This window comes from Enterococcus sp. AMC1086, assembly GCF_058216575.1.
Window position 1 is genome coordinate 743,055 of record NZ_CM177100.1, and the last position, 24,136, is coordinate 767,190.

The following is a 24,136-nucleotide window of genomic DNA, read 5'->3' on the forward strand; positions in this document are numbered from 1 at the left end:
TGTATCCTCTCCTCAAGCATGAAGAGACAACGACACTGAAAAAAACAAATGAATCAAACAGTTAAAAAAGCAGATTTTAGTTTATATCTTTTATGTAAAGTATCTATAAGTCCCACTTGATAATCCAATGATGGAGATAATGGAATTATTTGGAAATTAGTAGTCTGTCTGATTTTATCTGGTAATAAAAGTTTTGATGCCGCTATGTAAAAATCATAGTTGTCCTCAGAGGTTGAAGAAACAAATGAGACGCTGATGAATGAAATTTGTTCTAAAAAATCAAATAGAGATTGTAGAAAAATAGCATTTGGCGATAAAATTATACCTACATTCAATTGATATTTTGGATTACTTCGTTCATAAAAAGGAAGTAATAAAAACGAATAAATATAAACTAAATCTTCTAAACAGTTTTTTATCCACGCAAATTCTGTATTTAAAATAATTTCATTTAAGAATACTCGAATTTTCTTCGAAAGAGGTTCGTATAAAGGGTTTTGATCTTTCATGCAAGATTCCATAAAATTAATAGCAATCGGCAATGAATCTTTTATGACAAAGTGATTGAGGCAAGTCGTAAAGAGGTTCGTATTCAGAACTGTTTTTTCATCGTCAGATAGTTGTTTTTCTGAAAATAAAGGCAGGTAGAATGCTTCAAGACGTTCAATTAAATTTCCTAACGGTTGCTGGTCACTTTCCATATACGCTTTTACATAAACAATTCTAGGATCATCTGCATAAAAATAAATACTCCAGTAAAACATCATAAATGACAGAAAAATAGATTCTCTTTCTATGAAATGTTGAGGAACATTTGCTTTTTCTAATTTTTTAATAAAAGACATACTTGTTTTTGGAAAAGCTAATTGTTTAAAAGGTGGTTCGATGATAAAATGTTTTTTTTGAATACGTAAGTGAGAGATTGTTGTAAGTAAATACCATTCTCTAGGCTCCGTATAAGTCATCCATTGGTGATCTTCTGCATCAAATAAATCAAAGCCTCTTTTCGTTTCATCTAAAGCTAAAAAAAGATCTTCTCCATATGATGCGATCCAAAAAAAGTTTAAATAAACGATGCGAATTAGGTTTTCTTTTCCAGTAAGTTGGAGCTTTGAACAATTTAACTGAATATCGAAATCTTTTAAATAATTGATCAGCGGTTGAAGTCTTCGGATGATTGATGCCCGGCTAATAAAGTGATCTCTACAAAAATGTTCTATTGTATAATTTTTTTCTAATATCGTTGCAAGTAAAAATTTGTAAGGCAAACTTTTACGAAACAAGTATTGAGAATATGGAATGTCACGTAACGTGGATGAATCAATATGTACTTTTCCTTGATCTGTTAATAACGCAAGACCCTGTTTTTCCATAAGATCCTCGTGTATTTCAGAAAATAACGAATTTAAGCGAGCATAAGAAAAATCTGTGAATTGTTCAAAATAATGAACGCTATATGTACCATTAGCTGTGATCAGTAATTGATTAAAAACGCTGAGTTTACGTTGAGCAACATCATCTAATAGAATGTCTTCAAGCATATTTAGTCTCCTTTAGGTATTTAATTATGATTTTTCTAATATTAAAGTTATAAATGTTATGAAAAATAGTATAATATAGATATAAATCATTTGCCTCATCTATAATACCTATTTACCTATTATATTTCAATTAGAAATTAAACATAAATAAAAAACGTAAGAATTATTTAAAAACTTTTAAACGCTTGAAATATATTTTTAAATGCTTTATTTAATAGTATTTCTATGGTTTTATTTTTTAATTAATAAAAAATGTTTGTTATTTATATTGAGGGGGCTTTCTTTTGGCCCGTACATTTACCTATATAAACATCTGACTATGCTAAACAAGACTATTCATAATTTTATTACAGTTCTTATGTATATCTATGCTATAATCAGAAAAGAATACTTTTTTGGAGGAAATTTTATGCTATCAATTATTGTTCCTTGTTACAACGAAGAGGAATCAATTCCATTGTTTTTTGAAGAGGTGGAGAAAGTAAGTTCACAAATTCAACATAATATAGAATACATATTTATTAATGACGGCTCAAAGGATCAAACACTAAATGTTCTTAGAAAATTATATAAAGAGCATCCGGATAAAGTTCGTTATCTTTCTTTTTCTAGAAACTTTGGAAAAGAAGCTGGACTTTATGCAGGACTTAAAGAAGCTAGAGGTAACTTAGTTACGGTAATGGATGTTGATTTACAAGACCCCCCTGAATTACTACCTAAAATGATTCAAATCTTAGAGACAAATAAAGAATTGGATTGTGTGGGGACAAGACGAGGGGACCGTGAAGGTGAGCCACCTATTCGCAGTTTCTTTGCTCGAATGTTTTATCGATTGGTCAACAAAATCGGAGAAACTGAGATGGTTGATGGTGCCAGAGATTTTCGTATGATGACACGTCAAATGGTGGACGCTATTTTAGAATTAACGGAATATAATCGCTTTTCGAAAGGAATTTTTAGTTGGGTTGGCTTTAATACGGAGTATCTTTCTTATGAAAATCGTGAACGTGTAGCAGGCTCTACTTCATGGTCATTTTGGAATTTATTAAGTTATTCGATTGATGGAATTGTTAATTTTTCTGAAGTACCACTGAATTTAGCTTCTTATGTTGGCGCTTTTTCATGTGTTGGATCTGTCATAGCAATGTTTGTTATTTTCTTTAGAACAATCTTTAAAGGAGATCCTACTAGCGGATGGCCCTCAATGGTTTGTATTATTTTATTTGTCGGTGGAATGCAATTGCTTTGTCTAGGGATCATTGGCAAATATATCGGAAAGATTTTCTTGGAAACGAAAAAACGTCCGATTTACCTCGTGAAGGAAACAGAAAAAGATCAACAACATTAAAAATACTGACTCGAATCTTTTTTAAATGATTTGAGTCAGTATTTTTTTAGTTTAATACCCTTGGTGCAAGGCTATTTCATTTTTTGATAACGTATTGTCTTGCATAAATTGTTTAAGGTTTTGCAAGAAAATCGCCAATAGTTTTGCTTTGAACCCAGGTGTCAAACCAGAAATATGAGGAGTGATTAAAACATTCTCCATTTCCCATAAAGGACTGTCTTTAGGTAAAGGCTCCTCTTCAAACACATCTAAAGCAGCAAAACTTAATTGACCTTCGTTTAACGCATGAATTAAATCTTCTGTTTGAACGGAAGGACCGCGACCGACATTCACAAAGACAGTTCCAGGCTTCATGGAAAAAAACATTCGCTCATCATACAGTTGATAAGTATCTCCAGTTAGAGGAAGGATATTCACGACAATATCCATTTCCTTTACGATGCGACTCATATTTTTGTGAGAATAGCATTCGATAAAGCCATTCGTTACATGACCAGAAGTGTTTACTCCATATGTTTGGATACCTAAACCTTTCGAAAAGGTAGCAAGTTGTTGTCCAATCTGTCCAGTTCCGACGACCAACATTTTTTGTGTAGACAGTTGCTTATAGGAAATATCCTCTCGGGTCCATTCTTTGTTTTCTTGATGAGTGATACTGGTGCGAATACCTCTAAATTCAGCCAGTAAAACACCCAAAACGTGTTCAGAAATTGAAATACTGTGGATACCGCTAGCGTTAGAAAGTAAGATTCCTTTTTCAGCAAAGCAGTCTAAATCGTATGTGTCAACACCAGCAGAAATAGATTGAACCCATTTTAAGCGGCTTGTTTCAGAGTTCAATAAGCGCTGTCCTAATTTTTTGTCCCAACCTAACATAATCACGATATCATCCTCAATTACTTGTGATGATTCTCTTGTAGCATCAATAACCATATAATCAGGAGCACTTTGCCTGATCGTTTCAACTTGTTCTTCTTTCATTTGTTCGTAAAGATAAATTAGTGGTTGTCCCATGCTGATTCCTCCTTGCTAGTTCATTGTAACAAAAAAGTATCTCAAACGAAAAAAGATTGAACTATTGCGCATTTCAATCTTTTTTGAGTGTCCTATAAATTATAATTTTTCACCACGTAAATAGGCCGCAGCAAGGCTATCGACTTCTTTTTTTAACTCGTCAACCATGATTTCTTCTGGAACTGTACGAATAATCTTCCCTTTTTTGAAAAGCATTCCTTTGCCATTTCCACCTGCAATGCCAATATCAGCTTCCCGTGCTTCACCAGGTCCATTAACTGCACACCCTAAAACAGCAACTTTGATTGGGGCTTTGATCTTCTCGATATACTCTTCAATTTCATTTGCGATCGGGATCAAATCAATTTCGATCCGTCCACAAGTAGGACAAGAAATCAATGTGGCAGCATTACTTGATAAACCAAAAGCTTTCAAGACTTCTTTAGCGACTTTGATTTCTTCTACAGGATCGGCAGATAAGGAGACACGACAAGTATTTCCGATACCCAGAGACAATAATGCACCAAGTCCTGCAGCAGATTTCATACCGCCGGAAAATTTTGTCCCAGCTTCAGTAATCCCAAGATGTAATGGGTAATCAAACGTTTGAGCAGCTAAATTATAGGCTTCAATGGCCAAAGTAACATCGCTGGCTTTTAATGAAACAATAATATCGTAAAATTCTAAATCTTCGAGTATATTAATATGTTCCATAGCACTGGCAACCATAGCCTCTGCTGTAGGATAACCATATTGTTGCAAGAATTTTTTTTCTAAAGAACCTGCATTAACACCGATTCTAATCGGAATCCCTTTCGCTTTACACGCGGTAACAACTTTTTCGACACGGTCTTTGCGTCCTATATTACCAGGATTGATTCTTATTTTATCGACACCTTGTTCAATCGCTTTTAAAGCCAAACGATAGTCAAAATGAATATCCGCAACCAAAGGAATTGAAATTTGACTTTTGATAGCACCTATTGCTTCAGCAGCCGCTTCGTCTGGAACAGCTACACGAATAATTTGGCAACCAGCATCTTCCAAGCGTTTGATCTGCGCAACAGTACTTTCAACATCATGCGTTTTTGTTGTACACATACTTTGAATAAATAATTCATCACTTCCGCCGATTGTTAAATCCCCAACTGCTACTTGACGTGTATTTTTACGATGGGTCAATTCTCCCATGATAGCTCTCTCCTTATTGCGGTACTATTATTTTGTTGACTGTATCTCAACAAGTATAATTCATATTCTATTTTATCACATAATCATACCTCAGAGAATGTAAGAAAAGTTTAAGACTCAAACAAGTGCTTTAGGTTTAAACTTAAATCAAAGGTGGTTCTTGTCGTATTTCAGTACGCGTAGCCCAAAAAAAGAGCAACAATGAAATAAAAACAATTAAAAAACTATCATCGAAAGATCGAGTAGTAAAATGGAGAATACTACTGACGATCACAGGAAGAGTTGCGCAATAGGTCGAGATTTTTAGACAATCTAAAAAACGTAGTTTGTACAAACGAATCTTACTATAAAGAGTTGCACCGATTGCGATCATAAGTAAATTGATGATCAAGTTGATAAAGGTTGGATATAGAGTAAAAATAAACACAACTAATTTAATCCAAAAAGGAATACTGGCCTCATCTAAAGCTTTTTTTAAGTTGTTGCTATTCAAACCATCTAAAGTGCCTTTAGAATAAGGAATTTCAAAATGATTGGTACCTAATAAGGTGTTTGCAGCGCTTGAACTTGGTAACGCAACCACAAATTCATCCTTTAAAAAGCCCAAACCAACAGCAGTACCGACTGAATCAGCAGCTATGTCGCTAAGGGAACGTTTTCCATCAGGATCAAACGTGAAGATGATCGAGTTTGTTTGATAAATAAATCCTTTAGCGCCATCTCCTGTTTCTAATTTTCCATCGGTAATGTTAAAATCTGGTAATTTTGCGGCAATTTCTTGCCCGTCGCTTCTAATATCTTGCATTATAGAAAAGATTTGTTTTGTTATTGGAAGGGCAAGGATGGTGCTTAGAAAAACAACATATAGAATGACTTTCCAAAATGGCATTTTTTTAGCCTGATGGAGATCAGTTACTTGAAATAAAGAGTGTTTAAAAAGTGTAAATGAGTTCATAAATTCTCTCCTGACTTGAAATTGAGTATACACGTCATTCTAAAGGAGATACAAGGGAAAAACAAGTTTAGTCTAAATTTTGTAAGCAATTACTTTGAAGGTTGTCATAAAATCTGTTATGCTATAAATGTATGAAACGTTATACTTAATTAATGGAGGGATTTTTTATGACTTACACTTTACCAGATTTACCTTATGCTTATGATGCATTAGAACCTTATATTGATGTAGAAACAATGCATTTACACCACGACAAACACCACAACACTTATGTGACGAATTTAAATGCAGCAATCGAGAAACATCCTGAACTTGGAACTAAATCAGTGGAAGAATTGATCGCTGATATGGATAGTATTCCTGAAGATATTCGTACGGCTGTACGCAATAATGGTGGCGGACATGCAAACCATTCATTCTTCTGGGAAATTATGGCTCCTAATGCAGGCGGCGCACCGACAGGTGATATCAAAGAAGCCATTGATGCAGCATTTGGCAGTTTTGATAAATTAAAGGAAGAATTTAAAACAGCTGCAACTGGACGTTTTGGTTCAGGCTGGGCATGGTTAGTTTTGAATAAAGGAAAATTAGAAATTACTTCAACACCTAATCAAGATTCTCCTTTAATGGATGGTAAGACACCTGTTTTAGGATTAGACGTTTGGGAACATGCTTATTACCTAAACTACAAAAATGTACGTCCAGATTATATTGATGCTTTTTGGAATCTTGTAAACTGGGATGAAGTAAATAAACGCTTCGCAGCAGCTAAATAAGATAAAAAAAACAATATTTAGAAACTTTTTTGAGGAAAACAGTAAATTACACTGTTTTCCTCTTTTTGTTTGTGGCATACTAATAGTTAGGAATATTAAAATATAAAAGAGTAGAGGGGTTTTATAATGAATGTAACGATGCAAAAAGTTCATGGATCAGAAAATGATTTCTTTTTAATAGATGAAACAAAATTAGAACGTCCCTTTACTGAGAAGGAAATCAACGATTTACGCACTTATTTGAGTAATAGAAAGACGGGATTACTTAATGGATCAGATGGTCTGTTACTTGTAGAAAAAGTAGATAAGGGCACATCACTAGCTAAAATGCGTGTAATTAATAATGATGGTAGCGAAGCAAGCATGTGCGGTAATGGTTTACGCACAGTTGCAAGATACTTAGCAGAAAAATATGACAAAAAATCATTCACTGTAGAAACTATGTTTGCAGATCTTAAAGTAAGACAAGCATCCCCATTTGCTGAACAAGTAGCGACTTACCAAGTGGAGATTTCACCAGTTCGTTTTGAGGCTGCTGCAATCCCGATGGAGACTAAAAATAACACGATAATTAATGAAGTGATCCCAGAATTATCAAGTGAGTTAAAATTTTCAGCTGTAGCAGTTCCTAATCCTCATTTGATTAGCTTCGTTGATCATCAAACACTTATGGGAAAAGAGTTTGAACAAATTGCGACTTATGTAAACGGAAATAATCCTATTTTTCCCGATGGTGTCAATGTAAGTTTTGTAGAAATATTAGGAGAAAATGAACTCTTTGTTCGAACCTTTGAGCGCGGTGTAGGCTTTACTAATGCGTGTGGCACTGCGATGTGTGCCAGCAGTTTAATGTATGTACTATTAAACAATGGTGAATTTAATGAAACGATCACAGTTAAAAATGCTGGTGGTATGGTAAAAACCATAGTACATGAAGATGATTCAGATGGTTACTGGATGGAACTGATTGGAAACGCAACGGTTACACATTTGATTTCTGGAGCTTTATCTGATTTTACAGAAGGTCACTTTGAAAAATTAATGATCAAAGAAACATCAGAGCAAGCAAATTACACAGCATTTTTAGAAGCTATAAAATAAAAAGTCAGTAGATACAAAAGGTTGGTAGTCCTAAAATAGTCAATTAAAAAAATGAGTAATGAAGGTATGTTTAAAAGGAGTGTAATAGTGGCAAAAAATAAATGGTTGGGTAAAGGGATATACATAGGTGTTATCGCTGTTTCAATTGGTATCTGTTTTTTAGGAATTAGGTCAAATGCTAATCAGGAACAAAAGAGAAAAGTTGAGTATGCGAAAACAACGATAAAAAATGAAGCCATAAAAATTCAACGGCTTAATAACCAAATCAGTCAATTTTATCAAGTGGATAATAAAGAATTTCTAGTAGAACCACTAGAGAGAGAAAAATTAAGAGACACTGAACGAGCAATCATTACGTTGAAAACAGAAGCAAGCGATTTTGATTTGGAGAATAAGGATTTCTCTGCAGATACTTCGGAAGTAGCACAGGGGAAAAAAGAACTTTTGCTTCAAATAGAAGATATAAAAAATAAAAGTGATATTCAAAAACAAGTAACTGAATTACTTGTTGAAGCCCCAACTAACTGGTCATCTCCTAATGAAGTTATTGTTATAAATGAAAAAACAACTATGAACCAGATTTCAATGATACGCGATAATATTTCTAAAACTAAAAATCTGTGGAGCCAATCGATTACTACGTTTTTAAATGAAATGGATGCACAGGTCAAACAATACGAAGACCTGAAGCAAGCGGTCGATAAAATGGAAAAAGAGGGTAGGTTGACGGATGACGCCAGCCCAGATAACTTCATCCATCTCTTTGATCAGCTTGATCAGGTGAAAAATGAATCATTGAAAAAAGACTTATCCGATAAATTTGATAGAATCGATGAGCTGTTAAAAAAACAAGAAACTGTTGATTCTGTAAAGGAAGAAGAAGGTCTACCAAGTGAATAAATAAGGCAGCAAAGTATTTTTCATAATGATGAATTGCAATCTATCAATTATTTCAGTAATTGCTGTAATAATTGATAGTGTATTCTTTACAAATAGACTTGTACTTGGTCTAGCCAGAATTTATAATTATTTGTATGTAGTTAATTGGAGGAAAAAATGGAAGAGACAATCAGTTTACAGGAATTAATGGGTGTATTAAAAAAACGTATCGGTTTAATTATTGTTTTTATGTTTTTAGGATTGGGTGTTGCTGGAATATTGACCTATTTTGTCATTACCCCTAAATACAGCTCTCAGGCGCAGCTAATCGTCCGATTACCACAGAATGAAACAACGAATGTCAACGATATCAATGGAAATCTACAAATGATCAACACCTATAAAGATTTGATCAAAAGCGATACTGTAATGACAGAAGTACAGCAACGAATGAAAACAGAGTATGAAAATGATCTGTCTGTTGACGCAATAGGTGCAAGTATCTCAGTAAATCAATCACAAAATTCACAAATGTTTTCAATAGTATCTAAAGTAACAGATCCGATTGTAGCCCAAAACATAGCCAATCAGACGGCTTTAGTTTTTCAGGAGCAAGCCAAAGATATGTTGAGTGTTGATAAAATTACGATCATATCCTCAGCAACGGCCAACTTAAAACCAGTTTCACCCAATGATAAAATTAATTTGATGATCGGTTTAGCATTAGGTGTTATATTTGGAATCGCTGTTTCCTTCATTTTAGAATTATTTGATAAAACGATTAAAGATGATAGTTTTGTAGAAGATGAGCTTGGCTTTACGATATTAGGTATTGTCCCAAATATGACGGCAAAGGAACTAAATGCAAAAGTGAGTCGTACGCCTTCAAAAATAGCAATGCAGTCTACTGAGCCAAGAAACCCTAATAGAGATATACCAAAAACACTGCCAAAAGAGCACGATAAACCAGATGATTCTGCGACCGTACGTAGAAGTCGCCCACGAGTTTAAAGGAGTATAGAATGACAAATAAAATAAGAACTCAAAAAAAACAGAAAACCAAAGCCGTAAGTTTAATCACTTTAACGGATAAAACTTCACCAATTTCAGAGCAATATCGAACGATTCGAACGAATATCCAATATGCTATGGTAGATAGAGATCTAAAAACATTGGTTATTACATCTTCTGGACCCAGTGAAGGGAAATCCACAAGCTCAGCAAATTTAGCTATTGTATTTGCTAATTCAGGTAAGCGTGTATTACTGGTAGATGCAGATATGCGTAAACCGACAGTAGCAAAAACATTTTCTTTAGATAATGCGCGTGGTCTAAGTACGTTGCTGGGAAGTCGTGAAACTGTACTGCATCAAGTTGTTCAAAATTCTAGTGTTGATAATTTATTTTTGATGACGAGTGGTCCTAAGCCCCCGAATCCATCAGAATTACTAGATTCTAGAAGAATGAAAGAATTGATGTTGGAACTGAGACAAAAGTATGATTTAGTGATTTTTGACATGCCACCAGTGGTAGCTGTGACTGATGCACAAATTTTAGCTTCACAATCAGATGGAACAATTTTGGTAGTTCGGGAGAACGTTTCAAAAAGAGACTCTTTATTGAAAGCTAAGAGTTTATTAGAGTTAGTAGAGGCGAATATTTTGGGTGTTGTATACAACGGATCTAAGAATATATTAGATCAAGGTTATTATTACGGGTCATAAACCATAGGGAGGCAGGAAGCCGATGATTGATTTACATTGCCATATATTACCTGGGATTGATGATGGAGCTAAAACAATTGATGATTCACTTGACATGGCTAGGATGGCTGTAAAACAGGGAATTACCCACATACTTTGTACTCCTCATCATAACAATGGCAAATATGATAATCCTGCTAAACAAGTAATTACTAACGTGGCATCTTTACAAAAAGAATTAGATCTTAGAAGCATACCGCTTATGTTATTTGAAGGACAAGAAGTAAGGATTGGCGGGAATTTAATGGAACAAATTCAGTCAGAAGATATTTTATTTACAGATCTTAGTAATCGTTATATTTTGATTGAATTTCCTACTAATGATATTCCTGCCTATGCGGAGCAACTGTTTTTCGAGTTGTTAAAAGCAGGTCATACACCAATAATTGTTCATCCAGAAAGAAATAGCAAATTTATTCAAGATCCCAATAAATTAGTCCCATTTTTAGAGATGGGGGTCTTGACTCAATTGACAGCACCCAGCTATGTTGGCGTTTTTGGCAAACAAATCGAACGAATAGCAAAACAGATGGTTTCACATAATATGGTTTATATGATGGCATCCGATGCACATAATATCAAGAAACGCGGTTTTTTTATGAAAAAAGCATACGATGCGATTGGAAAAGATATGGGCGTAGAACATGTCCAAGCGATGCAGCAAATGGCTAAAGATGTCTTAAATGGAGATGAGGTACAAAGACCAGATTTTAAGGAAATAAAGCCTAAAAGATTTGGTTTATTTTAAAAAACTAAGTAGAAAGTTATTAGTATAGACTGATACATAGTGGTTGTTTAATTAAACCTAAACATGTAAAAAATAGTTGGTAGGCATTCATTGTATTTAAAAGGAGTGTTAAATTTAAAAGGAGTGTTAAATTTGGAGTGGAAATTTATGGATGTTGGTAGAAGTGTAGAGAAAAAAAATGAAATTTATGAGTCAACAATAAAAAATGATTTTGGGCGACAATCTTTATTTTTTAGACTGTTTAAAAGAGTTATAGATATTATAGGTAGTCTATTTGGTTTGATAGTATTAAGTCCAGTATTTTTGATCGTTACTTTTTTGATAAGATTAGAGGATCCACAAGGCCCAGTTATTTTTTCACAAAAAAGAGTTGGGAAAAAAGGGCGTTTATTTACCATGTATAAATTTCGCTCTATGTGCACAGACGCAGAAGATCAATTACATGAGTTAGTTGAACTAAATGAGATCAAAGGGGCTATGTTTAAAATAAAAGACGATCCCAGAGTGACCAAAATTGGAAAAAAAATTCGCAAAACAAGTGTCGATGAGTTACCCCAATTTTTGAATGTTTTAAAAGGAGAAATGTCTTTAGTAGGACCTAGACCGCCACTACAAAGAGAAGTTGCTGAATACAGTCAGCGTGATATGCAACGTTTAAGTGTCAAACCAGGCTGTACAGGATTATGGCAGATTAGAGGTAGAAACGACGTTCATTTTGATGATATGGTTGATTTTGACTTAGAATACATTGAAAATCAATCGATTGGAAATGATTGTAAGATCATCTTTCAAACGATAAAAGTCATGTTTTTATCTAGAGGAGCCTATTGATGAGTGAGTCTAATCGGCATATTTATATTATCGGTTCCAAAGGAATTCCGGCCAAATATGGTGGATTTGAAACATTCGTTGAAAAACTGACTCAGTACAAGAAAAGTGATAGAATACATTATCATGTCGCTTGTATGAATACTGGAGATAATCTATATGGCAATGGCCAAAAGCATTTTATCCATAACCAAGCAGATTGTTTCAATATTGCTGTACCTAATATTGGACCTGCAAAAGCAATCTATTATGATATGAAAGCATTAGATTATTCAATAGCATTAGCAAAAACGAACAATGATTCTGCTCCTATTTTTTATATCTTAGCTTGCCGGATCGGTCCGTTTATAAATCATTATAGGAAAAAAATTCAAAAAATAGGTGGAAAATTATACGTAAATCCAGATGGTCATGAATGGCTTAGAGCTAAATGGAGCTATCCTGTTCGGAAATACTGGAAATATTCTGAAAAGCTAATGGTCAAACATGCGGATTTATTGATTTGTGATAGTTTGAGTATTGAAGAATATATAAAAAATGATTACAAGAGATATAGTCCAAAAACGATTTATATTTCTTATGGAACAGATATAGAAGAGTCACAATTATCTATTAATGATCTAGTTGTTCGAGAGTGGTTTTCTAAAAATGAATTATTAGAAAAAGATTATTTTCTAGTAGTTGGCAGATTTGTGCCTGAAAATAATTATCAAATAATGATTCAAGAATTTATGAAGACATCCACTAAAAAAAATCTTGTATTAATTACTAATATTGAAAAAAACAAATTTTATACTAAGCTGAAAAAGAAAACGTACTTTAATGAAGATTCTCGCATAAAATTTGTAGGAACTATGTATGATCAAGAACTTTTAAAGTATATTCGTGAAAATGCATTTGCTTACATTCATGGCCATGAAGTTGGAGGAACTAATCCGTCTCTATTAGAAGCTTTGGCGAGTACAAAATTAAATTTATTATTTGACGTAGATTTTAATCGAGAAGTAGCTGGCGATGGTGCAATGTATTGGAATAAAAGTTCAGATAATTTAAAGTATTTATTAAATAATATATCTAAAAATGATGTGACAATATCGGTAAATGATGAAAAATTGTCTAGTCGAATAGAGAATGAGTACTCTTGGGAGAAAATAATAGATATGTATGAAGAAGTTTTTGGTGATAGATAAATGAAAAAAAAAATTCTGTTTTTGCATTCAAGTTCTGAGTTATACGGTTCTGATAAGTCATTGCTAAATTTGATTAATAAGTTAGATAGAACAAAATATCAGATATACGTGATGCTACCTTCTCAAGGAGCATTAGTAAAAAAACTTGAAGAAACAAATAATTGTAAAGTTATAATAAAATCAATAGCTGTATTACGTCGTAAAAATTTGACCTTTAAAGGATTTTTTGATTATTTTTGTCAATTTTTCAGTTCAATAAAATACTTAAAAAAATTTATCAGAGAACAAAATATAGATATTGTGTATACTAATACTTCTGTAGTTTTTCCTGGTGGAATAGCAGCGAAATCGTTAAATAAAAAATCTGTTTGGCATGTTAGAGAAATTATTTCAAATAAATATGAGAATTTTTTTGTTAAAAAAATTGTGAATAAGTATGCAGATGTTATTATTGGGAATAGTAAAGCCACATTGGACTCTATTATTATTGATAAGAAAAAAGGTATGGTTGTTTACAATGTAGTAGATGTAAAAAGTGATTTTCTTGGTGATGAAGTAAATAATAAACCATTTACAATCGGTATGGCTGGGCGAATCAATCGATGGAAAGGACAAGATTATTTTATTGATGCAGCTCTTAAAGTTCTTGAAGATTATCCAGATGTAATCTTTCTAATTGCTGGTGATGTTTTCGAAGATGAAGATTACTTAAAAAGAAACTTAGAAAAGAAAATATCAGAGTCTGGACATTCTGAAAAAATAAAATTATTAGGTTTAGTTTCAAATATGGAAAAATTTTATCATTCTTTAAATATTTTTGTTTTACCATCAATAAAACCAGAACCTTTCGGGTTAGTTATTTTAGAAGCGATGGCTAGAGAAATACCAGTTATTGCTACTAATTTTGGTGGACCATCAGAGATTATTCAAAATGATGTCACAGGTATTTTAGTGGAACCTCAAAATGCTTCGGAACTAGCGAATAAAATAAAGTATCTAATAAATGATTCAGAAAAAAGAAAGATAATTGCTAAAAATGGTCAAAAAATGCAACAAGAAGTGTTTTCTATAGATGAATATATTCAGAAAATTCAAGGAGTGCTAGATGAAAGTAATAACTAAGAAAAATATAGCCGTTGTAGTACTTCATTACATAACTATAGCGGATACTATAGAATGTGTTCATTCAATATGCGAGTTAAATCAAGGTATGATAAATTTACAAATTATTATTGTTGATAATGGTTCCCCAAATGATAGTGGAAACAGATTATTTGATTACTTTAAAAATAATCAAAATGTGAAAGTTTTATTATCAAAAGAAAATTTAGGATTTGCTAAAGGGAACAATATGGGCTTTAGTTATGCAAAAGAATATTTGAATCCTGATTTTATTTTATTAGTAAACAACGATATCTTTATCAAACAAAATGATTTCTTTATTAGATTAATTAAAAATTATGAATCAAAAAAATTTGATATTTCTGGACCAAAAATTATTTCTACTGTAAATGGAATTAATCAAAACCCAACTCCAAAGCTTTTTTTTAGGATTCAAGATGTAAAAAAAATGCAACTGAAATTCAAAATATATCATATTCTAAGCCTTTTTCATGTTGATTTATGGTTAAAAAAATTTTTGAATAGGAACAATAAGAAAGATATGGAAAATCTAGAATACGAAGAATTTCAGTTGCACGGTGCATGCCTAATTTTTTCAAAAGACTACATTAAAAAATACAATGGACTTAATGTTAATACTTTCATGTACATGGAAGAGTTTATTTTAAAATATATTGCAGAAAGAGACTTGTTAGTTATGAGTTATTTGAACGATATAAGTATTTTTCATAAAGAAGATAGTTCAACGAATGCGTATTTAAAGAGCAATATACAAAAAAGACGCTTTTTTTATAAGCATAGTATCCACTCATCTCAGGTCCTCATTGATCTTATGAGAGAGAGTGAGTGATTATGAAGAATAGAATGTTAAAAAAAACTCTGGAAAGAGTTAAAGGAGACGCGTTTAATATTGATGATAATATTTCTGATAGAGAGCTACTTTTTATATTGATAAATAAATTTACTCAATACTACAGAGGTATCTATAAATGTTTAGGAATAAAAGGGAGTAAGAAAAAAATTTTTATCGGTAAAAAGGTTACTATTCGAAATAAAAAACATATTTCTATGGGAACTTTAGTTAGAATAGGTGATTATGTTGAACTTGATGGTTTATCCAAAGAAGGTCTTTCATTTGGTAACAATTGTTCAATTGGAAAATACTCTATAATTAGAGGAACTGGTGGTTTGGCGGTTTTAGGAATGGGAATAACTTTTGGGAATAATTCTAGTTGTGCCGACAATTGTTTTTTTGGTTGTTCGGGAGGTATTATTATAGGCAATGATGTTATAATCGGACAAAATGTTCGCTTCCATTCGCAATCACATAACTTTAAAAATTTAAATGTTTTAATTAGGAAACAAGGAGTAACTTCAAAAGGAATAAAAGTAGGGAATAATAATTGGATTGGTAGTGGAGTAGTAATATTAGATGATGTAAAAATTGGAAATAATTGTGTGATTGGTGCAAATACATTAGTGAATAAAGATATTCCTTCTAACAGTGTTGCTGTAGGTAATCCTGTCAAAATAATAAAAAGTAGGGAAATAAATATTGATGAGTAAAACTGAAAAGTTAATGTTATATTTTATACCAATTGGTATTGCCTTACAATATATATTTTTTTCAATAACTTTACATGACAATCCATTAGTAAAATATTGGAAGGAACTGATTGTAGTTGTATATTTATTATTGTTAATTCCCAAAATATTTGAATTAAAAAAAAGTAATACCGCTATACTTGATGTAAAACTAGGTATATGGAGTTTATTTTATTTTTTATTTCTTATTTCTTTAGTTATTTCTACTGTGTTGTTCACGCAAAGTATATCTACTGCTTTTTTTGTTATTCGTAGATATGTTTTACCAGTTCTTATATTTATAATTGCTAGAAATCTTTCAATTGATACTAAGGATGTATTTAAATTTTTTAGTTATATTTTTAAATTTTTTAGTCTAATTTGTATTTGGGGAATTTTTCAAGCATATGTTTTAGGAGATCAATTTCTAATTAATTTAGGTTACCCAATTAAATATGCGGGAAGATTAAAAGATTCTTTTTATTTTGGAGGATTCGGTTCATTGCAACGAGTAGTTTCTACATTTTCAAATACCAACGTTTTTGGGGCTACTCTAGGTTTAATTTTGGTTGTAGTATTAATTAATAGAGAATATATTAATGTTAAATATTATAATGTTTTATTTGGAATCTACTGTTTAACATTATTATTGACTTTTTCTAGAAGTAATTGGCTGTCATTAAGCTTTGTTATCATTTTAGTAATGACTAAGAAAAGAGGAATTCTATCTAAAGCTAGTATTTTAGTAGTAGGAGTTGTACTTTCATTAATAGTAGTGAGTGCTCTATTTAATATTAATATGTTCGATATTTTAATTAAATATATTGAATCAACGATTACTTTAGAAGATAACTCTGCGGCTGGAAGAAAAGGAATTTGGTTAGAAGCATTCTCTTATTTTTTAGATAATCCTTTTGGGATTGGCTTAGGTCGTGTTGGGACTGTTTCTGATGTTGTTTCTACTGGATATGATCGGATTATGGGAGAATCGTCTTATTTAGCTGTACTTCTAGATACTGGTATACAGGGCTTTATTGGTTATTACGGTATGATAGGTAGTATTTTACTGAGTTTTTATAACCGAATGAAAAAAAGCAAATCATTACTTTTCAAAAATATTAATTTTACGGGAGTCTGTTTAACAATTTATATACTTGTAATGTTTATTTTTTCAAATCATATTTATGATATGGAAATTACAGTATTTTATTTCTTGTTTATAGGACTACTATCTAATAAAAAAATATATAAGAAGGATAATCATGAATTCATACAAGAAGTTATTTAGTAATTCAATTATTTTCGCCATAGGAACGATGGGAAGTAAAGTAGTTACTATTTTATTAGTACCGATATATACATATTATTTATCAGTGGCTGAGTATGGAACGGTAGACTTAATTGTAAACACATCTAATTTATTTTTACCAATAATATTTCTAAGTATTTATGATTCCGTATTACGTTTTGTAATGAGGGAAGATGAGAACAAACAAGATGTCTTAAAGAATGGATTAACAATTTCTTATATTGGTTCATTGTTACTCTGCTTTCTGGTATTATTCTTAATTTTGATTGGTTATAAGCGTGTAATGATAGTCATCGATGTCACTGTTGTTTTAATTGTTATGGGAATTCAAAAACTATTCTCTAACTATGCTAGAGCAGATAACAGAATAAAACTATTTGCGCTGAATGGTATTTTTCAAACTGTATTACTTTGTTTATTAAATATTATTTTTCTTATTTTTTTTTCTGTGGGAATTAAAGGGTACATTTTATCAATTGTTATATCTAATTTATTTTCCATACTTCATCTTTGTATATTTTGTAAGATTAACCTATTTGTGATTGGTATTGATAAAAATTTAGCTCGAAATATGCTTTCATATAGTATTCCTATGATTCCAAATGCATTAATGTGGTGGATTATGAATGCATCAAATCGCTACTTTATTTTTGCATTTGTTGGTGTTACAGCAAATGGTCTGTTTGCAGTTGCCAATAAAATCCCCTCTATTTTACAAATTGTCAGTCAAGTGTTTAATCAAGCTTGGCAGATTTCAGCAATAGAAGAATATAATAATAAAAAGAAACATGCTTTTTATAGTAACGTTTTTCAGGTGTATTTTTCTTTGCTAATTATTGTAGCTGCATTAATAATGCTTGCTTTAAAATACATTTATAAATTTTTTGTTGCTACTGAGTACTATTCTTCATGGAATATTGTTCCGTTTTTATTACTAGGAGTTATTTTTACTAATTTAGCGACTTTTTTAGGGACGAATTATATGGCAGCAATGAAAACTAAAGGAGCATTTAGAACTTCCGTAATTGGTGGGATTGTAAGTATTCTTCTAAGCTTGTTTTTCATTCCTACACTAGGTTATATGGGCTCGGGATTAGCAGTTTTAGGTAGCTCATTGATTATGTTCTTCTTGAGAGTATTTGATACAAAAAATTTAGTTAGAATTGAGTATAATTGGTTTGTTATAGCAATGAGTATGTTTATTTATTCGCTGCAAACTATCATTTTATTTATTAATTTCAATGAAATATTATCATTATTAATACAATTGATACTAGTTATAGCAATGATTATAGTTAATTTCAATACATTTAAACCTTTAGTAGAGAAAATATTTAGTAGAAAATAGGAGTGAAGTATGAAGAAAATTGCTTTAGTTGGAGCTGTGGACAGAAATAATTATGGAGACTTACTATTTCCAATTATTTTAAAAGAATGGTTATCCTCAAGAAATAAAAATTTAGATTTTAAAAATTACGGAGTAGTATCATCAGATTTATCAAAAATTGGTGCACTGCCAAGTAATAAAATTTCTGATATTGAGTTTTATAGTCCCGATGCACTGATTGTTGTAGGTGGGGCTACTTTAAATTCTGCATGGAAGTTTACTCATTTACATTTATTGGAAAACGATAAAAAAATTTTATATTATAGAATACTATATAAAATAATAGGAAAAAGAAATGCAGAAATGCTTTCTTCTAAAATCTTGCAAGGATATACTAGATACCCTTGGATATTTTCAAAACAAGAATATAATCTAGGTAATTGCCAATTGATCTATAATACTGTAAGTGGCACTGACTTTTCTTATTTTAATAAAAAAGAGCAGCAGAGAATAGCAAACTATTTAGCTCAAGCTGATTATTTGTCAGTTCGAGATCCATTAACAAAGAAAAACTTGCAAAATTTAAATATTGAAAAAATTCATATGATACCGGACTCAGCTGTTATCATGTCGGATATCTTTCCTAAAGATAAGTTGAAAGGAATGGTTAGTAAAGAATATCGAATTTTTGAAAAGAAAAATAATTTAAAAAAATATTTAGTTTTTCAAATAGGTAAAAAATATGCTACTAATGAAAAAAAGATTGCCGAGCAAATATGTAGTTATTGCCACCAAAGAAAATTATCGTTAATTTTATTGCCAATAGGAAGGGCTGGTATGCATGAAGACCCGATTCCATTGAGAAAAATTTATGAATATTGTAAAAATGAAATAGAAGTTTTTTTGCCAGAGAATAACACAATATTTGACACTATGTTTTATATTGCAAATGCTGAACTCTTTTTAGGTACTAGTTTGCATGGCAATATAACAGCCATTTCTTATGGAGTAAAGGCCGTGGGATTAGATAGTAGAGTTAAAAAATTGAAATATTTTTTAGAAGAATATTATATTGAATCTTATCCATATGCGGATAATATTTTTCATATTTATGATGAATTAGTCAGGAGTGACAGTGTACAAGTTGCGGATATTATCAAATCAAGAGATAGATTAATTAAGTTAGTAACAGCTCATTTTCAACGATTATTAGAAATTTTGGATAATTGAAAAGTTATTTTGCTGTACAAAGAAGAAGAGCTATCAGATTTTCAATTTTTGGTTTAGATGATGTTGATTTTACGAACGAGTTATTATTATTCCTTAATGAGCAGTTACTAGGTCTGGTATTATCGATTAAAAATCAACTTGAAAATGAATTAGAGGGATGATAAAGATAATATTTATACAAGAAATTTATTTTGTAAAGTTTGATAACTTTCCCTAAAAACTATTATTTTACAAATACATTAAGATATCATGCCAATTTCTCAAAAAAGTTGCGGCTTGATTCAAATTGTGAGAAAATAGATTTCATGAATTATTCTTGCAAAAATGAGGAAGTGTCTTATGAAACTATGGAAAAAAGTAATATTAACTGCTTTAGGATTAGTTCTTGTTTCAGTTGCAGGTTTCTGTGCATACGGGATTAAAATGTATTCAGATGCATCGGGGACAGTAGAAGGTGTATATGAATCAATCGATCGTACCTCTAAAAAAAGAGATATGGCTGTAAATATTGATGCACAAGAACCTTTTTCAGTGTTATTGATGGGGATTGATACTGGGGATTTGGGACGGACAGAGCAAGGGCGTTCTGATACTACAATGGTGGTTACTATTAATCCTAAAGAAAAAAAATCTACAATGATTAGTTTAGATAGAGATATTTTGACTGAGATTGTTGGGTATGGTACAGAAGATAAATTGAACCATGCGTATGCTTTTGGTGGAGCTAAAGGTGGGGCCAAAATGGCGATTGATACAGTAGAGAATTTATTGGATATTCCAATTGATAACTATGTATCAATAAACATGAGAGGCTTAAAAGATTTAATTGATGCTGTAGGTGGCATTGAAGTTGATAATCCATTTGAGTTTACGTTAGATGGTATTACTGTTCCTAAGGGACACATAAAGCTTGATAGTGAGACTGGATTAGCATATGCAAGGATGCGTGAAGAAGATCCAGAAGGCGATATAGGACGTCAAAGAAGACAGCGAGAAGTTGTTGAAAAAATTGTGAATAAGATCATCAGTTTAGATGGTATTTCAAAATACAGAAAAATTTTGGATGCAGTAAAAGATAATGTAAGAACGGATTTAACTTGGGATAATATGGTAGATATTCAGAAAAAGTATATGCCAGCCTTCAAAGATATTGACTCTTTACAGTTAGAGGGGGAAGGTACGGAAATCGGTGGTATCTATTACCAAATTTTAGACCCAACAAAACTATATGATGTACAAACAAATTTGCGCTCTCAATTAGGACTACCCGAAAATAAAGAGATGCAGGCAAAAGATAATACTAACTATAATAATTATATTAGTGGTAATGAGACGGGGGATTATACCGGTACATCTGATGCTACTAATGGTTATGGATACGCTCAAGACACAACTAATGTCGACCCAAATACTTACACTGATCAAAATGTAGTAGATGATGGACAATATTCAGGTGGTTATTAATGAGTAGACTTCTATTCTCGATTGAGAATAGAAGTTTTTTTAATTTCTATCCAATTTAGACTAGAAATCTTTTTTATAGGGTGTTATAATTGGACTATACCAAATATGAATACAAGGGAGAAAGAGCTAATGGATATTATCAAAGTAGCAAACGCTGAAGAAGGCGGAAAGAAAGCATTTGAACTGATCAAAGAAGGCATGAACAATGGTGCAAAAGTATTAGGGCTTGCAACAGGAAGTACGCCAGAAACATTATATAAAGAAATGACTGCAAGCGACATAGACTTTACAGATATGACTTCTGTAAATTTGGATGAATATGTTGGTTTAGGTGGGGAAGATAACCAAAGTTACCGTTACTTCATGAATGATCAATTATTCAATAAAAAGCCATTTAAAAACACATATGTACCAAACGGCAAAGCAGAAGATTTAGCTGCAGAATGCAAACATTATGAAAGTATCATTGACAGCAATCCAATTGATATTCAAATCTTAGGGATTGGTCAAAATGGACACATCGGTTTTAATGAACCAGGAACACCTGTAGATAGTTTCACTCATGTAGTTGAACTAACAGAATCTACAATCAATGCCAACAAACGTAATTTTGAAAAAGTGGAAGATGTACCAACAAGAGCTGTTTCAATGGGAATCGGTTCAATCATGAAAGGTAAAAAAATGATTTTAATGGCGTTTGGCGAAGAAAAAGCTGATGCGATTAAAGGAATGATTGATGGACCTGTTTCTATTGAGTTACCAGCGAGTCTTTTAAAAAATCATTCAGATGTTGTTGTTATCATTGATGAGGCTGCAGCAAGTAAATTATAAGAATAAAAGACATATATATGATTTTAGAAGATGATCCAAAGCTATTTTTTAGTTTTGGATCATCTTCTCTATTTTTCATATAAATGAATGTTAGTCTCTTTATCCAAATTAGTGCTATAATAAAATAGAAAAGTACTAGGAGGAATGAGTATGATGGATATAGATTTAACGATTCCTGAAATTATTATAAGATTATGTTTAGCCATGTTGATTGGCGGAGTGATTGGTTTTGAACGTCAATATAAAAATAGACCAGCTGGTATGCGGACTCATATTTTAGTTTGCATGGGTGCTACAATTATCGCGTTGATTCAAGTTGAAATTGCTGCAAATGCTCTACAAGATGCGCTTAATCATCCTGAATTGAGTGGCGTAATCCGTTCAGACCAGGCACGTTTGATTGCTCAAGTAGTCAGTGGAATTGGTTTTTTAGGTGCTGGAACAATCATTGTGACAAAACAATCTGTAACAGGTTTGACGACTGCAGCTTCATTATGGGCTATCGCAGGATTAGGAATTGCGATCGGTATGGGGTATTACGCAATTGCTATCACTAGTTCTATTGGTGTATTTATTGCGCTAACCCTAGTGAAAAAAGTAATTCACGTGCCGACAACAAAAAAATTAGAGATTCGTTATATACACAAACAAGAAACCAAAGAATTTATCAATCAGTATTTTGAAGACCATAAAATTGAAATTGAAGATGTAAATTTTAATGTGATAACAGTTGAAGATATGCAGATTAACACAAATATTTATACGATTGATTTGCCAAAAGGAATGACGTACGCTGAGGTCATAGAGGACTTGTCGATTTATAAAAATATAACCAAATTACGATTGGTTAGTATTTAAATTGTCTTGGCTATCGTAAAAAATAAAGAGGCTAGGGTATAACTCACAGAGTTATACCCTAGCCTTAAGTAATTCGCATAAGCGATTGGAACAGAAGCAAATCTCTCTTATTTCTCAGAGTTAAAAACTTCTATCCTAACCTCGTTACTTTTTCATATCCATTATTGTAAATAAAAAATGAGGATCCAACTGACTAAGACGGTTAAGCAGCCGCTAAAAAAATTGACCCAGTCATTTGTCAGCCAAAAAATTCCACTAATTTTTTTTGTTTGTTTTTGATGATGCAACGGTTGTTCAGTTATCTGTCCACAGATAAGACAGCGGTATTTTGTTTGAAGTGTTGCGCCTAAAAAACTATCCACAAGAGAATTAAAAATACCACAAGTCAGAGGGACAATAATGAATAGATGCGTTGAGAGTTGAGAAACAGGATACCAACTATACATCAGACAAAAAGCAAGTGTAATTAATAGACTTCCAAAGAAAGAAGCAACACTGCCAAGCACAGAAATACCTCCAGAAAGTCCAGGTTCAATCGGTTTAAATGTGAGAATTGAACGAGGAAGATTTTTACTTAAGATCCCAATCTCAGAGCTCCATGTGTCTGCCGTTGCGCCTGCGATGCCACTAATATAACCAATCAAGAATAATTGATTTTCTGTAAAATAGAAAAGAATCAAAGAAATAATCGCTGGAAGACTGTTAGCCAGTACTTGCCAAGCATCTCTTGTATGTCCCTTTTCAACGATAGATTCGATTTTCGTCATTTTTATAGCTTTTTTTGTCAAATGTATACATCCTGAGCTTGCAAAAAAGAGAATAAGTAATCCCCAAGTCGGCCATATTCCAAAGCCGCAGACAATTGTAGCGATAAAGATTACGGTAAACGCGCCAGATTTTGTAAGGAAATGAGCGATATAGGAAAAGAGACCAATTAGACTTCCTACGATGATTCCCAGAAGTAATTTATAGAATAAAATAGTCATGATGCACCTCGTAAAATAGTTACTTTAGTAAAATCGTGATATTAGAATAAGTATATCATGGAATAGTTATTATCATTAGAGAGAAAAATTC

Annotated in this window: 23 protein-coding genes; 18 read left to right on the forward strand and 5 right to left on the reverse strand. The window is 32.0% G+C overall.

Annotation, left to right across the window (positions count from 1 at the left end; all coding sequences use genetic code 11):
* Positions 1-53 precede the first annotated feature (53 nt).
* A complete protein-coding gene (locus AC4BC4_RS03525) occupies positions 54-1,541 on the reverse strand; it encodes a helix-turn-helix domain-containing protein (RefSeq protein ID WP_490476798.1) in 1,488 nt (495 codons plus the stop codon).
* Between the two features lie 409 nt (positions 1,542-1,950).
* Here AC4BC4_RS03525 and AC4BC4_RS03530 point away from each other — a divergent pair, with 409 nt between their 5' ends.
* Positions 1,951-2,889, forward strand: coding sequence for a glycosyltransferase family 2 protein (locus AC4BC4_RS03530; protein ID WP_438757172.1), 939 nt, complete (start codon positions 1,951-1,953; stop codon positions 2,887-2,889).
* Positions 2,890-2,940: 51 nt separating this feature from the next.
* Here the strand turns inward: AC4BC4_RS03530 and AC4BC4_RS03535 are convergent, their stop codons facing one another.
* From AC4BC4_RS03535 to AC4BC4_RS03545, 3 genes are all read right to left on the reverse strand, one after another.
* On the reverse strand, positions 2,941-3,903 hold the full coding sequence (locus tag AC4BC4_RS03535) for a phosphoglycerate dehydrogenase (protein WP_490476799.1): 963 nt from the start codon (positions 3,901-3,903) through the stop codon (positions 2,941-2,943).
* A gap of 99 nt (positions 3,904-4,002) precedes the next feature.
* Positions 4,003-5,094, reverse strand: a complete 1,092-nt coding sequence (gene ispG / locus AC4BC4_RS03540; protein WP_438757170.1) for a flavodoxin-dependent (E)-4-hydroxy-3-methylbut-2-enyl-diphosphate synthase — start codon at positions 5,092-5,094, stop codon at positions 4,003-4,005.
* A gap of 142 nt (positions 5,095-5,236) precedes the next feature.
* A complete protein-coding gene (locus AC4BC4_RS03545; RefSeq protein WP_490476800.1) occupies positions 5,237-6,049 on the reverse strand; it encodes a DUF1189 domain-containing protein in 813 nt (270 codons plus the stop codon).
* A 167-nt stretch (positions 6,050-6,216) separates the two neighbouring features.
* On the opposite strand from AC4BC4_RS03545, the gene AC4BC4_RS03550 reads away from it, so the two are divergent.
* The 17 genes from AC4BC4_RS03550 (at position 6,217) to AC4BC4_RS03630 (ending at position 23,059) form a co-directional block, all read left to right on the forward strand.
* Positions 6,217-6,825 (forward strand): superoxide dismutase, encoded by a 609-nt coding sequence (locus AC4BC4_RS03550; RefSeq protein ID WP_438757168.1) that lies wholly within the window; start codon positions 6,217-6,219, stop codon positions 6,823-6,825.
* A 126-nt stretch (positions 6,826-6,951) separates the two neighbouring features.
* Positions 6,952-7,926: a diaminopimelate epimerase gene (gene dapF, locus AC4BC4_RS03555; RefSeq protein WP_490476801.1), complete on the forward strand. Its 975-nt coding sequence runs from the start codon at positions 6,952-6,954 to the stop codon at positions 7,924-7,926.
* 87 nt (positions 7,927-8,013) lie between these two features.
* The gene (locus tag AC4BC4_RS03560; RefSeq protein WP_490476802.1) at positions 8,014-8,826 is read left to right on the forward strand and encodes a hypothetical protein; all 813 of its coding nucleotides are present in this window, start codon (positions 8,014-8,016) and stop codon (positions 8,824-8,826) included.
* Between the two features lie 156 nt (positions 8,827-8,982).
* Positions 8,983-9,816, forward strand: coding sequence for a YveK family protein (locus tag AC4BC4_RS03565; protein ID WP_438757165.1), 834 nt, complete (start codon positions 8,983-8,985; stop codon positions 9,814-9,816).
* Between the two features lie 11 nt (positions 9,817-9,827).
* Positions 9,828-10,529 (forward strand): CpsD/CapB family tyrosine-protein kinase, encoded by a 702-nt coding sequence (locus AC4BC4_RS03570; RefSeq protein ID WP_438757164.1) that lies wholly within the window; start codon positions 9,828-9,830, stop codon positions 10,527-10,529.
* A 22-nt stretch (positions 10,530-10,551) separates the two neighbouring features.
* Positions 10,552-11,316 carry a tyrosine-protein phosphatase gene (locus AC4BC4_RS03575; protein ID WP_438757163.1) on the forward strand — a complete coding sequence of 255 codons (765 nt, stop codon included), beginning with the start codon at positions 10,552-10,554 and terminating at the stop codon, positions 11,314-11,316.
* 147 nt (positions 11,317-11,463) lie between these two features.
* Complete coding sequence (locus AC4BC4_RS03580; protein WP_490477342.1) at positions 11,464-12,147, forward strand: sugar transferase; 684 nt, start codon at positions 11,464-11,466, stop codon at positions 12,145-12,147.
* Complete coding sequence (cps2T, locus tag AC4BC4_RS03585; RefSeq protein WP_438757162.1) at positions 12,147-13,334, forward strand: beta 1-4 rhamnosyltransferase Cps2T; 1,188 nt, start codon at positions 12,147-12,149, stop codon at positions 13,332-13,334. Before AC4BC4_RS03580 ends, cps2T begins: the two co-directional genes overlap by 1 nt.
* Complete coding sequence (locus AC4BC4_RS03590; protein ID WP_438757161.1) at positions 13,335-14,456, forward strand: glycosyltransferase family 4 protein; 1,122 nt, start codon at positions 13,335-13,337, stop codon at positions 14,454-14,456.
* Positions 14,440-15,306, forward strand: a complete 867-nt coding sequence (locus tag AC4BC4_RS03595) for a glycosyltransferase (protein ID WP_438757160.1) — start codon at positions 14,440-14,442, stop codon at positions 15,304-15,306. The genes AC4BC4_RS03590 and AC4BC4_RS03595 overlap by 17 nt, the downstream gene beginning before the upstream one ends.
* Positions 15,307-15,308: 2 nt before the next feature.
* Positions 15,309-16,022 carry an acyltransferase gene (locus AC4BC4_RS03600; RefSeq protein ID WP_490476803.1) on the forward strand — a complete coding sequence of 238 codons (714 nt, stop codon included), beginning with the start codon at positions 15,309-15,311 and terminating at the stop codon, positions 16,020-16,022.
* Positions 16,015-17,328: an O-antigen ligase family protein gene (locus AC4BC4_RS03605; RefSeq protein ID WP_438757158.1), complete on the forward strand. Its 1,314-nt coding sequence runs from the start codon at positions 16,015-16,017 to the stop codon at positions 17,326-17,328. The genes AC4BC4_RS03600 and AC4BC4_RS03605 overlap by 8 nt, the downstream gene beginning before the upstream one ends.
* Positions 17,303-18,697, forward strand: coding sequence for a lipopolysaccharide biosynthesis protein (locus tag AC4BC4_RS03610; protein ID WP_490476804.1), 1,395 nt, complete (start codon positions 17,303-17,305; stop codon positions 18,695-18,697). Before AC4BC4_RS03605 ends, AC4BC4_RS03610 begins: the two co-directional genes overlap by 26 nt.
* Before the next feature lie 9 nt (positions 18,698-18,706).
* Complete coding sequence (locus tag AC4BC4_RS03615; protein WP_490476805.1) at positions 18,707-19,906, forward strand: polysaccharide pyruvyl transferase family protein; 1,200 nt, start codon at positions 18,707-18,709, stop codon at positions 19,904-19,906.
* Between the two features lie 339 nt (positions 19,907-20,245).
* Positions 20,246-21,370 (forward strand): LCP family glycopolymer transferase, encoded by a 1,125-nt coding sequence (locus tag AC4BC4_RS03620; RefSeq protein WP_438757155.1) that lies wholly within the window; start codon positions 20,246-20,248, stop codon positions 21,368-21,370.
* 129 nt (positions 21,371-21,499) lie between these two features.
* On the forward strand, positions 21,500-22,201 hold the full coding sequence (gene nagB / locus AC4BC4_RS03625; RefSeq protein WP_490476806.1) for a glucosamine-6-phosphate deaminase: 702 nt from the start codon (positions 21,500-21,502) through the stop codon (positions 22,199-22,201).
* A 150-nt stretch (positions 22,202-22,351) separates the two neighbouring features.
* Positions 22,352-23,059 (forward strand): MgtC/SapB family protein, encoded by a 708-nt coding sequence (locus AC4BC4_RS03630; RefSeq protein ID WP_438757153.1) that lies wholly within the window; start codon positions 22,352-22,354, stop codon positions 23,057-23,059.
* Between the two features lie 161 nt (positions 23,060-23,220).
* On the opposite strand, the gene AC4BC4_RS03635 is transcribed toward AC4BC4_RS03630, so the two are convergent.
* Entirely contained in the window at positions 23,221-24,045 is an 825-nt protein-coding gene (locus AC4BC4_RS03635; RefSeq protein WP_490476807.1) for a DUF92 domain-containing protein, read from the reverse strand.
* Between the last annotated feature and the right edge of the window lie 91 nt (positions 24,046-24,136).